Raw genomic sequence first — 16,533 nt, 5'->3', positions numbered from 1 at the left:
GCCATGGCCTCGCGCGCGGCCGCGGCGAAGCGCTCGGCCTCGGCGCGGCCCGGCTCCGGCGCGGGGCGGGGCGCATCGAGGCGCGGCTCCTCGGGAAGGGCGAGGCAGACCGGCGCCTCCTCCCGGCGCCACCAGCGGCGGCGGGCGGCGGGCGCGCCCTCCCGCTTGTGACGGCGCCGGCCGCGCCGCCCGCCCCAGGTGGCACGGGCGCACGAGACGCAGAAGGCGTTGAAGGAGGACACGAGCAGATAGACGTAGAGCGCCGCCACGAACGCCCACCACACCAGCTTCAGCAGCGCGCCGGTGATGAGGATGGCGCCGCGCCCCAGCGTCTTCAGGATGGCGAGCGTCTGCGGGCCCTTGGCATCGGCGAGCCGCGCCACCCGCCGGAGGTCGTTGCCGTTGTCGGCGATCCGCAGGCCCTCCAGGGCGGCGCGGGTGCCGGCCTTGGACTGCACCACCGCCACGTCGTCCAGCATGCGGGTGAGCGAGGCGAGGCGGTCGGAGCGCACCACGCCCTTCAGCGCCGGCCCGTCCACCGCGCCCGGCGCCTTCAGGAGGCGCCGCAAGGCGACGAAGTCGACGCTCTGCCGCACCGCGCGCATGAAGCTGCGCCCCAAGGCGGCGGAGAGCTTGCCGGTGCGCTTGGCGACCTTCACGAGGGTGATGCCGGCGCGCAGCGGCAGGCTCGCACCCACGGTGGCATAGGTGCCCGCGGTGACGGCGATGCCGACGGCGGACAGACCGAGGATCAGCTCGTCCGCGTCCTCGCCGTGGGCCAGCTTCCAGCCCTCGCGGCCGGCGTCGCGGATGTCGCCCCACACCATGAGGTCGCCGGTAGCGGCGCCCGCGAGCCCGGCAAGGTCGGACGGCTCGCCGGTCAGGAAGCCCATGCCGAACTCTTTGGCGCCCCGGAGCGTGCTTGCGAGCGCGCCGTTGGCCGCGGCGACGCGCTCCCGCAAGGCGGGATCGATTGTGATCCCGCGCGCATCGGCGAGCGCGACGAAGGAGGTGGCGAGGGCGATGTCGTCGGCCGCGAGCGCGCTCTCGGTCTCCTTCGCCACGCGCGCGGCGTCGAGGTCCGCGAGGCCGAGATCGGCGACGGCGGCGGGATCGTCGCGCGCCTCCACGAGGCGCACGCTCTGCTTGGCCAGCGGCACAAGCCAGGGCGCAAAGCCCAGGAGAGCCGCCAGAACCGTGAACAGCGCGAAGATGCGGGCCATCTGCCTCTTATGTCCGGTCCCCGAGCCCGGCGGCGTGTGCCAAGGGTGGCGTGTGCCGAGATCGTGTATTCGCCCCCGGCGACGGACCCGTCTTCCTGCGTTAGACTGGAAGAAAGGTCAGAAGCCGCATCCGGGCCAGCTTGATACTTAGGGTTTCTGCTGGCGGGCACAAGCGGTCGCGTGCCAATGTTGGAGGAGCGTCATGATCCCTTCCACCATCCAGCCGGCGTATGCCCGCCCCGAGACCGCCTTCGGCGGCGTCGCGCTGCGGGTGCGGCGCATCTCCGCCGCGGACCTCGTCGACTGCCTCCGGGCCGGGGTGTCCGACTTCCTGCGCCATCCGAGCCAGTTGATCTTCCTGGCGCTGATCTATCCCATCGTCGGGCTGTTCCTCGCCCGCCTGTCGTTCGGCCAGGACGTGCTGCCGCTGCTGTTCCCGCTGGTGGCGGGCTTCGCGCTGCTCGGGCCGCTCACCGCCGTCGGCCTCTACGAGATGAGCCGGCGCCGGGAAGAAGGGCTGCCCACGGGCTGGGACCACGTCTTCGCGCTCGCCCGCTCGCCGGCGATCCTCTCCATCGCCGCGATCGGCTGCATGCTGGTGGCGACCTTCCTGCTTTGGCTGGTGGCGGCGCTGGAGATCTATCGGGCGACGCTCGGCAGCTACGTGCCGCCCACGCTCGCCGCATTCGCGCGGGAAATCCTCGCGACCCGCGAGGGCTGGATGCTGATCCTGGTCGGCAACGGCGTCGGCCTCGGCTTCGCTCTGTTCGCCATGTGCCTGTCGGTGGTCTCGCTGCCGCTGCTGGTGGACCGCAACGTGAGCACCGCCACCGCCGTGCGCACCTCGTTCTCGGCGGTGCGGGCGAACCCGGTGGTGATGGCGCTGTGGGGGCTGATCGTGGCCGTGCTCCTGGCGCTGGGCAGCCTGCCCTTCTTCATCGGCCTCGCCGTGGTGCTGCCGGTCCTCGGCCACGCCACCTGGCACCTCTACCGGCGCCTCGTGGTGTGATACGCCGCCCGCCGGACGAACCGGCGGGCTGTGGTTGCCGCATCAGGCGGCCAGGCCGCGCATGAGCTCCAGGGCCTGGCGCTCGAACAGGCGGCGATAGAGGCCGCCCTCCTTCGCCACCAAGGCGTCGTGGTCGCCCTCCTCGATGATCCGGCCCTTGTCGAACACCAGCAGCCGGTCGAGCGCGCGCACCGTCGAGAGGCGGTGGGCGATGACCAGGGTGGTGCGCCCCACCATCAGGCGCTCCATCGCCTCCTGGATCAGCGCCTCCGATTCCGAATCCAGGCTGGACGTGGCCTCGTCCAGGATCAGGATCGGCGCGTTCGCGAGGAACGCCCGGGCGATGGCGACGCGCTGGCGCTCGCCGCCGGAGAGCTTCACGCCCCGCTCGCCCACCAGCGTGCCGTAGCCGCGCGGCAGCTTCTCGATGAAGCCGGCGGCATTGGCGAGCTCCGCCGCCCGGCGGATCTCCGCGAAGGAGGCGTCGGGCCGGGCGTAGGCGATGTTCTCGGCCAGCGAGCGGTGGAACAGGATCGGCTCCTGCTGGACCACCGCGATCGCCCGCCGCAGCGCGCCCTGGGAGACGTCGCGCACATCCTGCCCGTCCACCGTGACGCGGCCGTCCGTGACATCGTGTAGCCTTTGGATCAGCTTCACGAAGGTGGACTTGCCGGAGCCGGAATGGCCCACCAGACCCACCCTCTCGCCGCCCTCGATGACGAGCGACAAATCGCGGTAGAGCGGGTCGCTGTGGCCGCCATAGTGGAAGGTCACGTCCTCGAACGCGATGCGTCCGTCCGTGACCTTCACAGGCCCGGCGCCAGGCCGGTCGGCGATGGCGGCGCTCTGCTGGTGGATCTCCACCAGTTCCTCCAGGTCGTTCACCGAGCGCTGCAGATTGTGCACATGCATGCCGATGTCGCGCAGGTAGGAATGCACCACGAAGTAGGTGGTGAGCACATACGCGACGTCGCCCGGTCCGGCGCGGCCCTCCCACCACAGCCACAGGGCCATGCCGATGATCACCGCCCGCAGGCCGAGCAGCGCCACGAGCTGCGCCGTGCCCGCCCAGGTGCCGGCCATCCAGGTGCGGCGGGTGCGGGCGTTCCACTTGCCGAGCACGCGGTTGAGGCGGTCCTCCTCGCGCGCCTCGGCGCCGAAGCCCTTCACCACCGCATTGCAGCTCACCGCGTCCGCGAGCACCCCGCCGACGCGGGTGTCCCAGGCGTTGGACAGCCGCGCCGCCGGCGCGACATAGTTCAGCGACAGCACGAGCGTGAGCACCACGAACCCTGCCGCGCCGAGCGCCACCGCAAGGCCCATCACCGGCCAGTGCCAGCCGAGCAGGAGCGCCGAGCCCACCAGCGCCACCGCCGAGGGCAGCAGCGCCACCAGCAGCGTGTCGTCGAGCAGGTCGAGCGACCACATCCCGCGCGAGATCTTCCGCACGGTGGAGCCGGCGAAGGTGCTGGCGTGCCAGTCCGCCGAGAAGCGCTGCACCCGGGCGAACGCTTCCGACGCGATGTCGGCCATCATACGTAAGGTGAGGCGCACCAGCGCGACGAAGGAGAGGTGGCGCGCCGCCACCATCACCGCGCCGAGCGCCAGCATGGCGAGGAAGGCGTCCATGGCCGCGGCATAGGCGGCGGCGCGGTCGCCGGTGGACGCCACCGCCTCCACAAGGCGGCCGGCATAGACCGGGACGAACACCTCCGCGAGCGTCGAGACCAGGACGCAGGCGCCGGTCGCGCCGATCAGCGCCGGCCGGCGGCGCCAATGGCTCCAGAGAAAGGCGAAGACGGCGCGGGTGGAAACCCCGCGCTTGTGGGTGCGATAGAGCGACATGACGTGTTTCCGGCCGCGCGCGATGCGCGAAGAGCCGGCCTTCGGAAGACGGAGGAATGCGCGACGCAGGCGCCGCGGGCGGGCGAGCGGTCCAGGCGGGGATGTCGGCTGAAGGCCGTCCGGCCGGGCGCACAGGCGCCGGCGAGGGACCGCAGGGGCGGCTCAGCTAGCCGTTGGCGGCCACAGGGAGGGCGCCGAAGGCGGACATGCGTTCGTTCATGGATCGCCCCTCCTCTTGCTGTTGCGGCGGCGGTTCATTGTGCCCTTCGGCGGGAATGCGGGCAAGGGCCTCGCCTTCCCCCCGGCGCGACGCCGAAGTGACGCGGCGCGCGGGCCTTTCATGGCGGCGCATGTGGGGGTAAGGTCGCGGCGCTTTTTAGGAGAGGCTCGGGCGGAACCATGGCGCACGCGGACATTCCCCACTTCTGCAACGACCTCGGCGTCACCGTCATCGAGGTGGGCAGCAAGGAATTCATGTGCATCGGCGCGAAGCCGCCCTTCGACCACCCGCACATCTATTGCGACCTCGGCGACGACACCGAGATCGTGTGCCCCTATTGCTCCACCCTCTACCGCTACAACGCCGCTCTGGCGGCCGGCGAAGCCAAGCCCGAGGGCTGCGTGTGGCATGGCGCCGATGCACCGAGCGCCGCGGCCTGAGCCGAAGGCCGCTCCCCACGATCCGGCCGCACCGGCCGGCACCGGCCCAAGGGCCGGGATCTGCGAGACCGGCCTGAGCGCCGGCATGGACCAAGCCGGCACCGACATGGCCGTCATTCCCTTCCAGCCCCGCCGGCCGCTTGCGGCCCGCAGCGCCGTCATCGTCGGCGGCGGCATCGGCGGGCTTGCCTGCGCCTTGGCGCTGCGGCAGGCCGGCATCGCCGTCCAGGTGCTGGAGCAGGCGCGCAAGCTGAGGGAGGTGGGCGCCGGGCTCCAGCTCTCCCCCAACGCCACCCGCATCCTGCGCGACCTCGGCGTGCTGGAGCGCATCGAAAAGGCGGCGGTGGCGCCGCGCGCGCTCCTGGTGCGCGACGGGCGGACCGGAACGACCCTGTCGCGCTCGAACTATGCCCCCGCCGCGCGGCGCTGGGGCGCCCCCTTCCTGGTCATCCACCGCGCCGACCTGCAGGACGCGCTCGCCGCGGCGGCGCAGGAGGCGGGCGCGGCGGTGGCGCTCGGCGTCGACCTGCGCAGCATCGAGCGCACGGCCTCAGGCGTGCGGGCCGTGGTGGGCCAGGGCGACCAGCTGGTCGCCCATGGGGCGGACGTGCTGATCGGCGCCGACGGCGTGCGCTCGGCCGTGCGCTCCCATCTCGGCTTCGCCGCGCCGCCGGTATTCGCCCGCCGCGTCGCCTATCGCGCCACCATCGAGATGCCGGACGGCCACCCGCCCGAGGTGCATCTGCACCTGGGCAAGAATGCCCATGTGGTGGTCTATCCGGTGCGTGGGGGCAAGGCGCTGAACCTTGTCGCCATCGTCAAGGAGGAGCGGGCTGTGACGCGCTGGAGCGCGCCGGGCGATGCCGGCTTCGTCCATGCCGCCTTCGAGGGCTGGAACCCGGACCTGCGCCGCCTGATGGCGCGCGCCGGCCACTTCCTGTGCTGGGGCCTCTACGACATCGACCCGCTGGCGCGCTGGGGCGAGGGACGGGTGACGCTTCTGGGCGACGCGGCGCACGCCATGCTGCCCTTCCTCGCCCAGGGCGCAGCCCAGGCGATCGAGGATGCGGCGGCGCTGGCCGGCGCCCTCACCCGCGAGACCCAGGCCGAGCCCGCCCTGCGGGCCTACGAGGCCGCCCGGCGCGAGCGCACCGCCATGATCCAGGGCGCGGCGCGGCGCAACGGAGTAGTTTACCACCTCTCCGGACCGCCGCGCATGGCGCGTGACCTGGTGCTGCGCCGCACCGGCGGCGACAGCCTGCTCAAGCGCTACGGCTGGATCTACGGGGTCTGAGCCGCGGCGAACGCCGCCGGGCCGCGGTCGTGCGGCGCGTCGAGGTCGAGCGCGGGGCCGACCGGCACGATGCCGGTGGGATTGATGGTCTTGTGGCTCTCGTAATAGTGCCGCTTGATGTGGGTGAAATCCACGGTCGGCCGCACCTGGGGCAGCTGATAGAGCGCCCGCAGATAGCCCGACAGCGCCGGATAGTCGGCGATGCGGCGGATATTGCACTTGAAGTGTCCCACATAGACCGCGTCGAACCGCACCAGGGTCGTGAACAGCCGCACGTCCGCCTCGGTGAGCACGTCGCCGGCCAGGTAGGGCTGGCGGGCGAGCCGCTCTTCCAGCCAGTCGAGGCGGCGGAACACCTGGGCGACCGCCTCCTCGTAGGCCGCCTGCGTGGTGGCGAAGCCCGAGCGGTAGACGCCGTTGTTCACGTCCGGATAGACGAGGTCGTTCACCGCGTCGATCTCGGCCCGGAGCGGGGCGGGATATAGGTCGATCGCCACGTCGGTCACCGCCGCGAAGGCGGAATTTAGCATCCGGATGATCTCGGCGGATTCGTTGCTGACGATGGTGCCGCGCGCCTTGTCCCACAGCACCGGCACGGTCACCCGGCCGCTATAGGTGGGATCGGCCGCGGTATAGACCTCGTGAAGGCGCGTCTTGCCGAGGATCGGGTCCGGCGCGGCGAAGGTCCAGCCCTCCTTGCCCATGAACGGGTCCACCACGCTCACCGAGATGGCGTCCTCCAGTCCCTTCAGCGCGCGCACGATGAGCGTGCGGTGCGCCCAGGGGCAGGCGAGCGACACATAGAGATGGTAGCGCCCCGCTTCGGCCCGAAACCCGCCCTCGCCGGTGGGGCCGGGCCCGCCGTCGGCGGTGACGAAATTGCGGAAGCGCGAGGCCTGCCGCTCGAACCGGCCGCCGGTGGACTTGGTGTCGTACCACTGGTCTTGCCAGACGCCGTCGACGAGCAGGCCCATGGGATATCCTTTTTTCCGCACGGCGCGGGATCGGCGCCGAGGGTTGAGATGGCGACCCGGCGCCGGAAATGCAACGCGTGAAAGGCTCGCGAAAATCCGGCTTGCGTGGATGCAATGCGCGCCCGTCCGTCATCGCCAGCGTGAGGAGCAAGCCGGACCATGACGGCGGCGAGACGGCGGCCCGCCGGGCGCTGTGACCGGGAATGCGCCCCGTGGGAACCTGCGCACGGCGCCGCGCTTGTGCTAGAAAGAGGGCAAGTCGTTTCATCCGAGGAGGCAGAAATGCCGCAGACCCCCATGACCGTGCTGCCCGCCGTGTCCGTAGCCGAGCCGTCCGGTCCGCGCCTGACGCGCACCGGCACCGAGCGCTGGCACGAGGTCGTCGATCCCGTCTGGGCGCGCCTGCGCAACGAGGCGGACGAGGCCAGGGGCCGCGAGCCGCTGATGGCGAGCTTCCTCACCGGCGCCATCCTCGGCCAGCCGAGCCTGGAGGCGGTGATCGGCGAGCGCATCGCCGCCCGGCTCGACCATCCGGACATTCCGGGCTCCGCCATCCGCGCCGCCTTCTTCGAGGCGACCAACGACGACAAGACCATCGCCCAGGCGCTGCGCGCCGACATCATGGCGGTGGTGGACCGCGACCCGGCGGCCACCCGCACGCTGGAGCCGGTGCTCTATTTCAAGGGCTTCCACGCGATCCAGACCCATCGCCTCGCCCACTGGCTGTGGACCCACGGCCAGCAGAACTTCGCGCTCTATCTCCAGAGCCGGGCCTCGGCGGTCTATGCGGTGGACATCCATCCGGCGGTGCCCATGGGGCGCGGCATCTTCTTCGACCACGCCACCGGCATCGTCGTCGGCGCCACCAGCGTGATCGAGGACGACGTGTCGATCCTCCAGGGCGTGACGCTGGGCGGCACGGGCAAGGAGAGCGGCGACCGCCATCCCAAGATCCGCCGCGGCGTGCTGATCGGCGCCGGCGCGAAGGTGCTGGGCAACATCGAGGTGGGCCGCTGCGCCCGCGTGGCTGCAGGGTCCGTGGTGCTGAAGCCGGTGCCGCGCAACACCACGGTGGCGGGCATCCCGGCCAAGGTGGTGGGCGAGGCGGGCTGCGCCGAGCCGGCGCGCTCCATGGACCAGATGTTCGAGGACAACATCTTCGCCGGAGCGGATATCTGAGCGTTTTTTAGCGCCGCGCCCTTGAACCGGGCGGCGCGGCCCGCCACAAGGCGGGCCGGTGCATTCCAGGAGGAAGCGATTTGGACAAGACGGAACTCGAGCGCGTGCAGCGGTACCTGCGGACCCTGTTCGGCAATCCGCAGATCAAGGTGACCGCGCGCCCGAAGAAGAAGGACAGCGCCGAGGTCTATCTCGGCGAGGAGTTCATCGGCGTGCTCTTCAAGGACGAGGAGGACGGCGACCTCTCCTACAACTTCCAGATGGCCATCCTGGACGCCGACCTGGAGTGATCCGGCCGAATTGACCGAGGCTTTCCGCGGCGCCGCGCCTGCGTTGCATCCTGGAGCCCGTATCCAGGATGACCGAGGCGGGGGCGCCGTGGCTTTTCCGGCGCGCGTTTTTCCGGCGGAGCCCTTCGGATGGAGCCCTTCGGGCGGCCGTGAGGCGTCCGGCGTGCCGGCTCAGGCCGCCTTGACCGCAGGCAGGCCTTCCAGGGCCTCCTTGGCGATGGGCGAGAGGCCCTCGCCGCCATGGGCCACGCGCTCGGCGATCTTTGCGCGCATGCGCGGGTCCCAGAACTTGGCGATGTGGGTGCGGGTCTGCACCACGGCCTCCTCATGCTTCAACTGCGCGAAGGCGGTGGCGATCTGGTTGGCCATGTAGACCAGCTTGTCCTCGGTGCTATGCGACATGGGTTTCCTGCCCCTCGTGCGGCCCGAGCGCGACGCGCTGCGGATGGGTGAAGATCTCGAAGCCGTCGGCGCGCACCACCGCGCAGAGCGTGATGCCGGCCGCCTCGGCGGTGCGGATGGCGAGCGAGGTGGGCGCCGAGACCGCGGCGATCACGCCCACGCCCAGCACGCTGGCCTTCTGCACCATTTCGATGGAGACGCGGCTTGTGAGCAGCAGCAGGCCGCGGCCGGGGTCGAGGCCGAGCCGGGCCGCGGCGCCCACCAGCTTGTCGAGGGCGTTGTGGCGGCCCACGTCCTCGGCGAGCGCGATGAGCCCGGCGCCGGGTTCGTAATAGGCCGCGCCGTGCACCGCGCGGGTCTCGTGGTTCAGCGCCTGCGCCGGCGCCATCGCGGCCATGGCCGCCAGGACCTCGGCGGACGTGAAGCGCGTCGCGGCGGTCACGTGGGCCGCCGGCTTCACCGCCTCGGCAAGGCTCTCCACCCCGCACAGGCCGCAGCCCGTGGGGCCAGCCAGCGCCCGGCGGCGGGCCGCGAGGCGCGCCATCTTCTCCGGCGCGATCCACATGCGCGCCTCGATGCCTTCCTCCACCACGATCACGTCGAGGCTCTCGATCTCGGCCGCCGCGCCGACGATGCCTTCCGTGAGCGAGAAGCCGAGGGCGAAGTCGGCGATGTCGGTGGGGCTCGCCATCATCACCGCGTGGGTGGTGCCGTTGAACGTGAGGGCGACCGGCGTCTCCTCCGGCACCGCGCGCATTCCCTCCGCCACCGCGCCGTCGCGCAACTGCGCACGCGCCACCCGCCGTGCCGGCGGAGGCGTCGGCAGATCGTCGGGCAGGGGGCAGGCGGGTTCGTCGGTCATGGGTTCGGCTCGTGGGCCTCAGGATCGAACAGCGTATCAAGTTTCACGTGGGAGCGCCCCGTCCGCATTGGAAGGGCATCTTCCGCATCGCTTGCCACTCCGGCGCTCCTCCCCTCTCCCCTTGCGGGAGAGGGGGCGCGAACGGGGAGACCGGTTCGCGCCGGAAGCGTTGCCCGCCTGGACAGCCTCGGTGTCCTCCCGCCTCACTCCGCCGCGATGCGGCGGCTCTTGCGCGAGAGGTCCTCGTAGTCCTCCTGCCACTGGGTCGGGCCGTTGGAGGGCGAGATCTGCACCGCCGTCACCTTGTATTCCGGGCAGTTGGTGGCCCAGTCGGAATAGTCGGTGGTCACCACGTTCGCCTGCGTCACCGGGTGGTGGAAGGTGGTGTAGACCACGCCGGGCGAGACGCGGTCGGAGATCACCGCCTTGAGCGAGGTGGAGCCGGCGCGGCTGTCCAGCTTCACGAAGTCGCCGTCGCGGATGCCGCGGTTCTCGGCGTCGTGGGCGTGGATTTCCAGCACGTCCTCCGCATGCCAGGCGGTGTTCGCGGTGCGCCGGGTCTGGGCGCCCACATTGTACTGCGAGAGGATGCGCCCGGTGGTGAGCAGCAGCGGGAAGCGCGGGCCGGTGCGCTCGTCGGTCGGCACATACTCGGTGAGGATGAACTTGCCCTTGCCGCGCACGAAGCCGTCGATGTGCATGATCGGCGTGCCCTCCGGCGCCTTTTCGTTGCACGGCCACTGCACCGAGCCCAGTTCGTCGAGCTTCGCGTAGCTCACGCCCCTGAAGGTGGGGGTGAGCGTGGCGATCTCGTCCATGATCTCGCTGGGGTGCTGGTAAGTCATGGGGAAGCCGAGCGCGCTCGCGAGCATCTGGGTCACCTCCCAGTCCGCATAGCCGTTCTTCGGCGCCATCACCTTGCGCACGCGCTGGATGCGGCGCTCGGCGTTGGTGAACGTGCCGTCCTTCTCCAGGAACGAGCAGCCCGGCAGGAAGACGTGGGCGTAGTTGGCGGTCTCGTTCAGGAACAGGTCCTGCACCACGAGGCATTCGAGGGCGGCAAGGCCGGCCGAGACGTGCTTGGTGTCGGGATCGGACTGGAGGATGTCCTCGCCCTGCACATACATGCCCTTGTAGGTGCCTTCGACCGCCGCATCGAACATGTTGGGGATGCGCAGGCCCGGCTCGTTGTCGAGCGGCACGCCCCACATGGCTTCGAAGGCGGCGCGGGTGGCGTCGTCGGAGATGTGCCGGTAGCCGGGCAGCTCGTGCGGGAACGAGCCCATGTCGCACGAGCCCTGCACGTTGTTCTGGCCGCGCAGCGGGTTCACGCCCACGCCGTTGCGTCCCACATTGCCGGTGGCCATGGCGAGATTGGCGATCGCCATCACCGTGGTCGAGCCCTGGGAATGCTCGGTGACGCCGAGGCCGTAATAGATCGCGCCGTTGCCGCCGGTGGCATAGAGCCGCGCCGCGCCGCGCACGAGGGCCGGATCGACGCCGGTATATTTCTGCACGGCCTCGGGCGAGTGGCGCTCGTCGGCGACGAAGGCGGCCCACTCCTGGAACTCGTCCCAGTCGCAGCGCTCGCGCACGAACTGCTCGTTCACGAGGCCTTCAGTGACGATCACATGGGCCAGCGCCGTGACGATGGCGACGTTGGTGCCGGGCTTCAGCGGCAGATGGAAGGCGGCCTCGACGTGGGGCGAGCGCACCGCGTCGATGCGGCGCGGATCGACCACGATCAGCCTGGCGCCCTGGCGCAGCCGCTTCTTCATGCGCGAGCCGAACACCGGGTGGCCGTCCGTGGGATTGGCGCCGATCACGAGGATGACGTCGCTTTCCTCGACGCTGTCGAAATCCTGGGTGCCGGCGGAGGTGCCGTAGGTCTGCAGCAGGCCGTAGCCGGTGGGCGAGTGGCAGACGCGGGCGCAGGTGTCGACGTTGTTGTTGCCGAAGGCGCCGCGGATCAGCTTCTGGACCAGATAGGTCTCTTCATTGGTGCAGCGCGAGGAGGTGATGCCGCCCACCGCGCGGCGGCCGTACTTCTCCTGGATGCGCTTGAACTCGGAGGCGGCGTACTGGATCGCCTCCTCGTAGCTCACTTCCTTCCACGGCTCGTGGATGGACGAACGGATCATGGGCTTGAGGATGCGGTCCTTGTGGGTGGCGTAGCCATAGGCGAAGCGGCCCTTCACGCAGGAATGGCCGCGGTTCGCCTTGCCGTCCTTATAGGGCACCATGCGCACCAGCTCGTCGCCGCGCATCTCCGCCTTGAAGGTGCAGCCGACGCCGCAATAGGCGCAGGTCGTCACCAGCGAATGCTCGGGGGTGCCGATGTCGTACATGGCCTTTTCGTTGAGCGTCGCGGTCGGGCAGGCCTGCACGCAGGCGCCGCACGACACGCACTCCGACGACAGGAACGGCTCGTCCATGCCGGGCGAGACGCGCGAGCCGAAGCCGCGGCCGGAGATGGTGAGCGCGAACGTGCCCTGCACCTCCTCGCACGCGCGGACGCAGCGATTGCAGACGATGCACTTCGACTGCTCGTAGGTGAAATACGGGTTGCTCTCGTCCTTGCCGAGCTTGGTGTGGTTCTCGCCCTCGTAGCCGTAGCGCACCTCGCGCAGGCCGACGACGCCGGCCATGTCCTGAAGCTCGCAATCGCCGTTGGCGGAGCAGGTGAGGCAGTCGAGCGGGTGGTCGGAGATGTAGAGCTCCATCACCCCGCGCCGGATCTGCTTCAGGCGCTCGGTCTGGGTCTTCACGACGATGCCGTCCATCACCGGCGTGGTGCAGGAGGCGGGCGTGCCGCCGCGGCCCTCGATCTCGACCAGGCACAGCCGGCAGGAGCCGAACGCCTCGATCATGTCGGTGGCGCACAGCTTGGGGATCTGGTTCCCCACCTCCATGGCCGCACGCATGATGGAGGTGCCCTCGGGCACCGTCACCGTCATGCCGTCGATGGTGAGGGTGACGAGCTTCTCCGACTTGGAGACCGGGGTGCCGTAGTCGATTTCATGGATGAGGGACATCGGGCGTTCCTCTCAGGAATGGGTGAGGCGCGCGGTGCGCCGAGAATGGAAAAGCGGCCAGCGGCCACGGGCGACCTGCCCCCTCTCCCCTCGCGGGAGAGGGTTGGGGTGAGGGGGCTTAGCCGCGTGCGAGAACATCTCCGGCCGTGCGCAAGCGGCGCCGTACCCCTCACCCGCCTCGCTCCGCCCGGCACCCTCTCCCGCAAGGGGAGAGTGGATCACCCGCGACTGTCGCATGAGGAGCCGGCCCATCGCCCTCACTCCGCCGCCTGCGGCAGCTTCGGCGCGGCGCCGAAGTCTTCCGGGAAGTGGTTGAGGGCGCTCAGCACCGGGTAGGGGGTGAAGCCGCCGAGCGCGCACAGCGAGCCGAGCTTCATGGTGTTGCAGAGGTCGCGCAGCACCACGAGGTTGGCGTCGCGCCGTTCGCCGGCGATCACCTTGTCGATCGTCTCGACGCCGCGGGTGGAGCCGATGCGGCAGGGCGTGCACTTGCCGCAGCTCTCATGGGCGCAGAATTCCATGGCGAACTTCGCCATGTGCGCCATGTCCACCGTGTCGTCGAACACCACGATGCCGCCATGGCCGATCAGCGCGTCCTTGGCCGCGAACGCCTCGTAGTCGAACGGCGTGTCGAACTGCGAGGTGGGAAGATACGCCCCGAGCGGCCCGCCCGCCTGCACCGCGCGGACCGGACGCCCGGAGGCCGTGCCGCCGCCGATGTCGTAGATCAGCTCGCCCAGAGGAATGCCGAAGGCGGTCTCGAACAGGCCGCCATGCTTGATGTTGCCGGCGAGCTGGATCGGCATGGTGCCGCGCGAGCGGCCCATGCCGAAGTCCTTGTAGAACTTGCCGCCCTTCTCAAGGATCACCGGCACGGTGGCGAGCGAGATCAAATTGTTGATGACGGTCGGCCGGCCGAACAGGCCCTTGTGCGCCGGCAGCGGCGGCTTGGCGCGCACCACGCCGCGCTTGCCCTCCAGGCTGTCGAGCAGCGCGGTCTCCTCGCCGCACACATAGGCGCCGGCCCCGAGCCGCATCTCCATGTCGAAGTCGACGCCCGAGCCAGCGATGTTCCTGCCGAGCAGCCCCGCCTGGCGGGCGATGGCGATCGCCTTCTCCATCACCGCGTAGGAGAGCGGATATTCCGAGCGGCAGTAGACGAAGCCCTTGGTGGCACCCACCGCGAGGCCGGCGATGGTCATGCCCTCGATCAGGCAGAATGGGTCCGCCTCCATGATGAGGCGGTCGGCGAAGGTGCCGCTGTCGCCCTCGTCGGCATTGCAGACGATGTAGCGCTGGTCGGCCGGTGCCGCGGCGACGGTGCGCCACTTGATGCCGGTGGGAAAGCCCGCGCCGCCGCGCCCGCGCAGGCCGCTCTCGAACACCTCTTCCACGGTCGCCGCCGGGCCGAGCGCCACGGCGCGCTCGAAGCCCTTATAGCCGCCATGGGCCTTGTAGTCGTCGAGCGAGAGCGGATCGATGATGCCGCAGCGGGCGAAGGTGAGCCGCGTCTGCTTCTTGAGGAACGGGATCTCCTCCACGAGGCCCACGCACAGCGGGTGCGGCGCGCCGTTGACGAAGCCGGCCTCCAGCAGGCTCTCCACGTCCGAGGGCTTCACCGGGCCGTAGCCGACGCGGCCGGCCGGGGTCTCGATCTCGATCAGCGGCTCCAGCCAGAACAGGCCGCGCGAGCCGTTGCGCACGATATCGTAGGTGACGCCACGGGCCGCCAGCGCATCCTTCAGCTTGCCGAACACCTTGTCGGCGCCGCAGGCGATGGCGGTGGCGTCGTTGGGAACGAAGATGCGGGGGGTCTTCACCGGGCCATCTCCTTCGCGCCGTCACGGGCGATGTCGTGAGCGATCTCGTCGATGGCGGCCGTGTCGAGGCGGCCGAGGAGCTGGCCGTTCACCATGGCGGAGGGCGCGCAGGCGCACAGGCCGAGGCAATAGATGGGCTCCAGCGTCACGCGGCCATCCGCGGAGGTCTCGCCCATGGCGACGCCGAGCTTCTCCTCCGCATAGGCGGCGAGCGCCGTGCTGCCCATGGACTGGCAGGCCTCCGCTGCGCACAGCTTCACCACGTGGCGGCCGGCCGGCTCGCGGCGGAAGTCGTGATAGAAGGTGACGACGCCCCACACCTCGGCGCGCGAGAGATTGAGCGTCTCGGCGATCATCGGGACGGCGGGCTCGGGCACGAAGCCGAAGGTTTCCTGGAGCGCGTGGAGGATCGGCATCGCCGCGCCGTCCAGATGGCGATGCTCCTGAATGACCTGCGCTGCGCGCTCGGTGCTCCACGGTTCATGGACCGCCATCGCTTCCACCCTTTTGAAACCGGGAGCCGCGCCGCGCGCTGCCCCTTTTTGTGATCGTTTCAAAAGAGGATCGCACAGCGGGACGCGGGATCAAGCCAGCTGTGGGATGTTGCGATAGAACATCTCTATCGACCGTGCCCGCCGCGCGGAGGTAAAATTACGTGGTTCCTCGTCTCGGGCTGCGGCGAAATGGGCAGTTTAGGGTCGTTCTTGGTATTTCAATCGCGTTTCTCTATGCATCGCCGGTCTCAAGACCCGTTTCCGGCGCCATCAATGCTGCAGTGCAGCAATTGCGGGATCGGTGAGGGTGGAGGCTTCGAGCTTCGGCGCGATGCGGCGCGCCTCGGCCACCAAAGCGGCGGTGATCGGCGTGGTCGGCTCGCGGTGCGGCACCACCAGGCCGATGGAATGAGAGATGTCAGGCTCGACGATGGGGATCGAGCGCACCAGCGTGGTCAGCCCCAGCGAATCCGCCAGCATCGCCGGCATCACGCTCGCCCAGTGGCCGGTGCGCACATGGGTGAACAGCACGATCATGGAGTTGGATTCGAGCGTCGGCTTCGGCGGGCCGCCGGCGGCGGTGAGCAGGCTGTCGACGATGCGGCGGTTCTGCATGTCGGGCGTGAGCAGCGCCAGCGGCAGCTCGGCCACCTCCGCCCAGCTCACCTGCTCGCGATCGCCGAAGCGCGCGCTGGCCGAGGTCACGAGGCGATAGCGCTCGCGGTAGAGCGGCACCGTGTTGACCTTGCCCAGCGGCTCGTTGTCCAGATAGGTCAGTCCGGCGTCGATCTCCAGATTTTCCAGGTGGTTGAGGATCTCGATGGAGGTCCGCGAGATGACCGTGAAGCGCACGTCCGGATGGCGCTCGCGGAACGGCGTGGTGAGCGCCGCCACCATGGGCAAGGCGGTGGGGATGGCGGCGATGCGTAGCGGGCCGGACAGTCCGCGCTTCAGCGCATCGATGTCCTGCCGCATGGCGCGGTGGTCGGCCACGATGCGGCGCGCCCATTCCAGGGTGCGCTCGCCCTCGGGCGTGAAGCCGAGAAAGCGTGAGCCGCGCTGCACCAGCAGAACGCCAAGCGTGTCCTCCAGCTGCTTCACGCCGGCGGACAAGGTTGGCTGGGTCACGCCGCAGGCTTCGGCGGCGCGGCCGAAATGACGCTCACGAGCGAGGGCGATGAGATATTCAAGCTTGTCGATCATCGCCGCATATCAAGGCGTTCGCAGGCGGCGCGCAACTGGAGATCGTCGCCGCGGTGCCGCAGGGCGTTAACCGCGCCGCAACCATGTTGAGCGAAGCCGGCCGCGCCGCCGGGCCGGGGGCGGAGGCGGCGATGGCGTTCCCCGGCAAGGAGAATTCCCGCCGGCGCCGCTGCGATGTCTCAGAACGTTACAATTGCCGGCTTGCCGCCGCCCGATCCTCACCGCCAAAACGCCATGACGTGG

The 16,533-nt window shown here is 70.1% G+C and carries 14 protein-coding genes; 5 read left to right on the top strand and 9 right to left on the bottom strand.

What is annotated here, in order from left to right; translation table 11 throughout:
• Window positions 1-1,223: hypothetical protein (locus D9R14_RS19050; RefSeq protein ID WP_121624930.1), on the bottom strand; the 1,223-nt coding region annotated here is incomplete at its 3' end.
• Between the two features lie 202 nt (window positions 1,224-1,425).
• Here D9R14_RS19050 and D9R14_RS19045 point away from each other — a divergent pair.
• On the top strand, window positions 1,426-2,232 hold the full coding sequence (locus D9R14_RS19045) for a DUF2189 domain-containing protein (RefSeq protein WP_121624929.1): 807 nt from the start codon (window positions 1,426-1,428) through the stop codon (window positions 2,230-2,232).
• 42 nt (window positions 2,233-2,274) lie between these two features.
• Here the strand turns inward: D9R14_RS19045 and D9R14_RS19040 are convergent, their stop codons facing one another.
• Window positions 2,275-4,077: an ABC transporter ATP-binding protein gene (locus tag D9R14_RS19040; protein WP_121624928.1), complete on the bottom strand. Its 1,803-nt coding sequence runs from the start codon at window positions 4,075-4,077 to the stop codon at window positions 2,275-2,277.
• 399 nt (window positions 4,078-4,476) lie between these two features.
• On the opposite strand from D9R14_RS19040, the gene D9R14_RS19035 reads away from it, so the two are divergent.
• Both D9R14_RS19035 and D9R14_RS19030 read left to right on the top strand, forming a co-directional pair.
• Window positions 4,477-4,737, top strand: a complete 261-nt coding sequence (locus D9R14_RS19035; RefSeq protein ID WP_121624927.1) for a zinc-finger domain-containing protein — start codon at window positions 4,477-4,479, stop codon at window positions 4,735-4,737.
• Between the two features lie 85 nt (window positions 4,738-4,822).
• On the top strand, window positions 4,823-6,031 hold the full coding sequence (locus D9R14_RS19030; RefSeq protein ID WP_245420895.1) for an FAD-dependent monooxygenase: 1,209 nt from the start codon (window positions 4,823-4,825) through the stop codon (window positions 6,029-6,031).
• Here the strand turns inward: D9R14_RS19030 and D9R14_RS19025 are convergent.
• Window positions 6,019-7,005, bottom strand: coding sequence for a glutathione S-transferase family protein (locus D9R14_RS19025; RefSeq protein WP_121624926.1), 987 nt, complete (start codon window positions 7,003-7,005; stop codon window positions 6,019-6,021). The two genes, D9R14_RS19030 and D9R14_RS19025, sit on opposite strands and share 13 nt — an antisense overlap.
• 297 nt (window positions 7,006-7,302) lie before the next feature.
• On the opposite strand from D9R14_RS19025, the gene cysE reads away from it, so the two are divergent.
• Together cysE and D9R14_RS19015 are read left to right on the top strand one after the other, a co-directional pair.
• On the top strand, window positions 7,303-8,184 hold the full coding sequence (cysE, locus tag D9R14_RS19020; protein WP_121624941.1) for a serine O-acetyltransferase: 882 nt from the start codon (window positions 7,303-7,305) through the stop codon (window positions 8,182-8,184).
• An 80-nt stretch (window positions 8,185-8,264) separates the two neighbouring features.
• Window positions 8,265-8,474: a DUF3126 family protein gene (locus D9R14_RS19015; RefSeq protein ID WP_121624925.1), complete on the top strand. Its 210-nt coding sequence runs from the start codon at window positions 8,265-8,267 to the stop codon at window positions 8,472-8,474.
• Between the two features lie 171 nt (window positions 8,475-8,645).
• Here the strand turns inward: D9R14_RS19015 and D9R14_RS19010 are convergent, their stop codons facing one another.
• The 6 genes from D9R14_RS19010 to D9R14_RS18985 form a co-directional block, all read right to left on the bottom strand.
• Window positions 8,646-8,876, bottom strand: a complete 231-nt coding sequence (locus D9R14_RS19010; RefSeq protein ID WP_121624924.1) for a formate dehydrogenase subunit delta — start codon at window positions 8,874-8,876, stop codon at window positions 8,646-8,648.
• Complete coding sequence (gene fdhD, locus D9R14_RS19005) at window positions 8,866-9,738, bottom strand: formate dehydrogenase accessory sulfurtransferase FdhD (protein ID WP_121624923.1); 873 nt, start codon at window positions 9,736-9,738, stop codon at window positions 8,866-8,868. Before fdhD ends, D9R14_RS19010 begins: the two co-directional genes overlap by 11 nt.
• A 203-nt stretch (window positions 9,739-9,941) precedes the next feature.
• Window positions 9,942-12,773 carry a formate dehydrogenase subunit alpha gene (fdhF, locus tag D9R14_RS19000; RefSeq protein WP_121624922.1) on the bottom strand — a complete coding sequence of 944 codons (2,832 nt, stop codon included), beginning with the start codon at window positions 12,771-12,773 and terminating at the stop codon, window positions 9,942-9,944.
• Between the two features lie 257 nt (window positions 12,774-13,030).
• Window positions 13,031-14,593, bottom strand: a complete 1,563-nt coding sequence (locus D9R14_RS18995) for a formate dehydrogenase beta subunit (RefSeq protein ID WP_121624921.1) — start codon at window positions 14,591-14,593, stop codon at window positions 13,031-13,033.
• Window positions 14,590-15,087, bottom strand: coding sequence for a formate dehydrogenase subunit gamma (locus tag D9R14_RS18990; RefSeq protein ID WP_121624920.1), 498 nt, complete (start codon window positions 15,085-15,087; stop codon window positions 14,590-14,592). Before D9R14_RS18990 ends, D9R14_RS18995 begins: the two co-directional genes overlap by 4 nt.
• 270 nt (window positions 15,088-15,357) lie before the next feature.
• On the bottom strand, window positions 15,358-16,290 hold the full coding sequence (locus tag D9R14_RS18985) for a LysR family transcriptional regulator (RefSeq protein ID WP_121624919.1): 933 nt from the start codon (window positions 16,288-16,290) through the stop codon (window positions 15,358-15,360).
• Window positions 16,291-16,533: the final 243 nt, after the last annotated feature.

This window comes from Xanthobacter tagetidis (genome assembly GCF_003667445.1).
In the GTDB taxonomy this organism is placed as follows: Bacteria; Pseudomonadota; Alphaproteobacteria; order Rhizobiales; family Xanthobacteraceae; genus Xanthobacter; species Xanthobacter tagetidis.
Note: the sequence above shows the minus strand (reverse complement) of the source record. Positions and strands in the feature narration are given on the sequence as shown.

What these genes read in the sequence shown, in the direction of transcription:
- D9R14_RS19045 (WP_121624929.1), top strand. Translation starts at nt 1,426, where the DNA reads ATGATCCCTTCCACCATCCAGCCGGCGTATGCCCGCCCCGAGACCGCC.
- D9R14_RS19040 (WP_121624928.1), bottom strand. Translation starts at nt 4,077, where the DNA reads ATGTCGCTCTATCGCACCCACAAGCGCGGGGTTTCCACCCGCGCCGTC.
- D9R14_RS19035 (WP_121624927.1), top strand. Translation starts at nt 4,477, where the DNA reads ATGGCGCACGCGGACATTCCCCACTTCTGCAACGACCTCGGCGTCACC.
- D9R14_RS19030 (WP_245420895.1), top strand. Translation starts at nt 4,823, where the DNA reads ATGGACCAAGCCGGCACCGACATGGCCGTCATTCCCTTCCAGCCCCGC.
- D9R14_RS19025 (WP_121624926.1), bottom strand. Translation starts at nt 7,005, where the DNA reads ATGGGCCTGCTCGTCGACGGCGTCTGGCAAGACCAGTGGTACGACACC.
- cysE (WP_121624941.1), top strand. Translation starts at nt 7,303, where the DNA reads ATGACCGTGCTGCCCGCCGTGTCCGTAGCCGAGCCGTCCGGTCCGCGC.
- D9R14_RS19010 (WP_121624924.1), bottom strand. Translation starts at nt 8,876, where the DNA reads ATGTCGCATAGCACCGAGGACAAGCTGGTCTACATGGCCAACCAGATC.
- fdhD (WP_121624923.1), bottom strand. Translation starts at nt 9,738, where the DNA reads ATGACCGACGAACCCGCCTGCCCCCTGCCCGACGATCTGCCGACGCCT.
- fdhF (WP_121624922.1), bottom strand. Translation starts at nt 12,773, where the DNA reads ATGTCCCTCATCCATGAAATCGACTACGGCACCCCGGTCTCCAAGTCG.
- D9R14_RS18990 (WP_121624920.1), bottom strand. Translation starts at nt 15,087, where the DNA reads ATGGCGGTCCATGAACCGTGGAGCACCGAGCGCGCAGCGCAGGTCATT.
- D9R14_RS18985 (WP_121624919.1), bottom strand. Translation starts at nt 16,290, where the DNA reads ATGATCGACAAGCTTGAATATCTCATCGCCCTCGCTCGTGAGCGTCAT.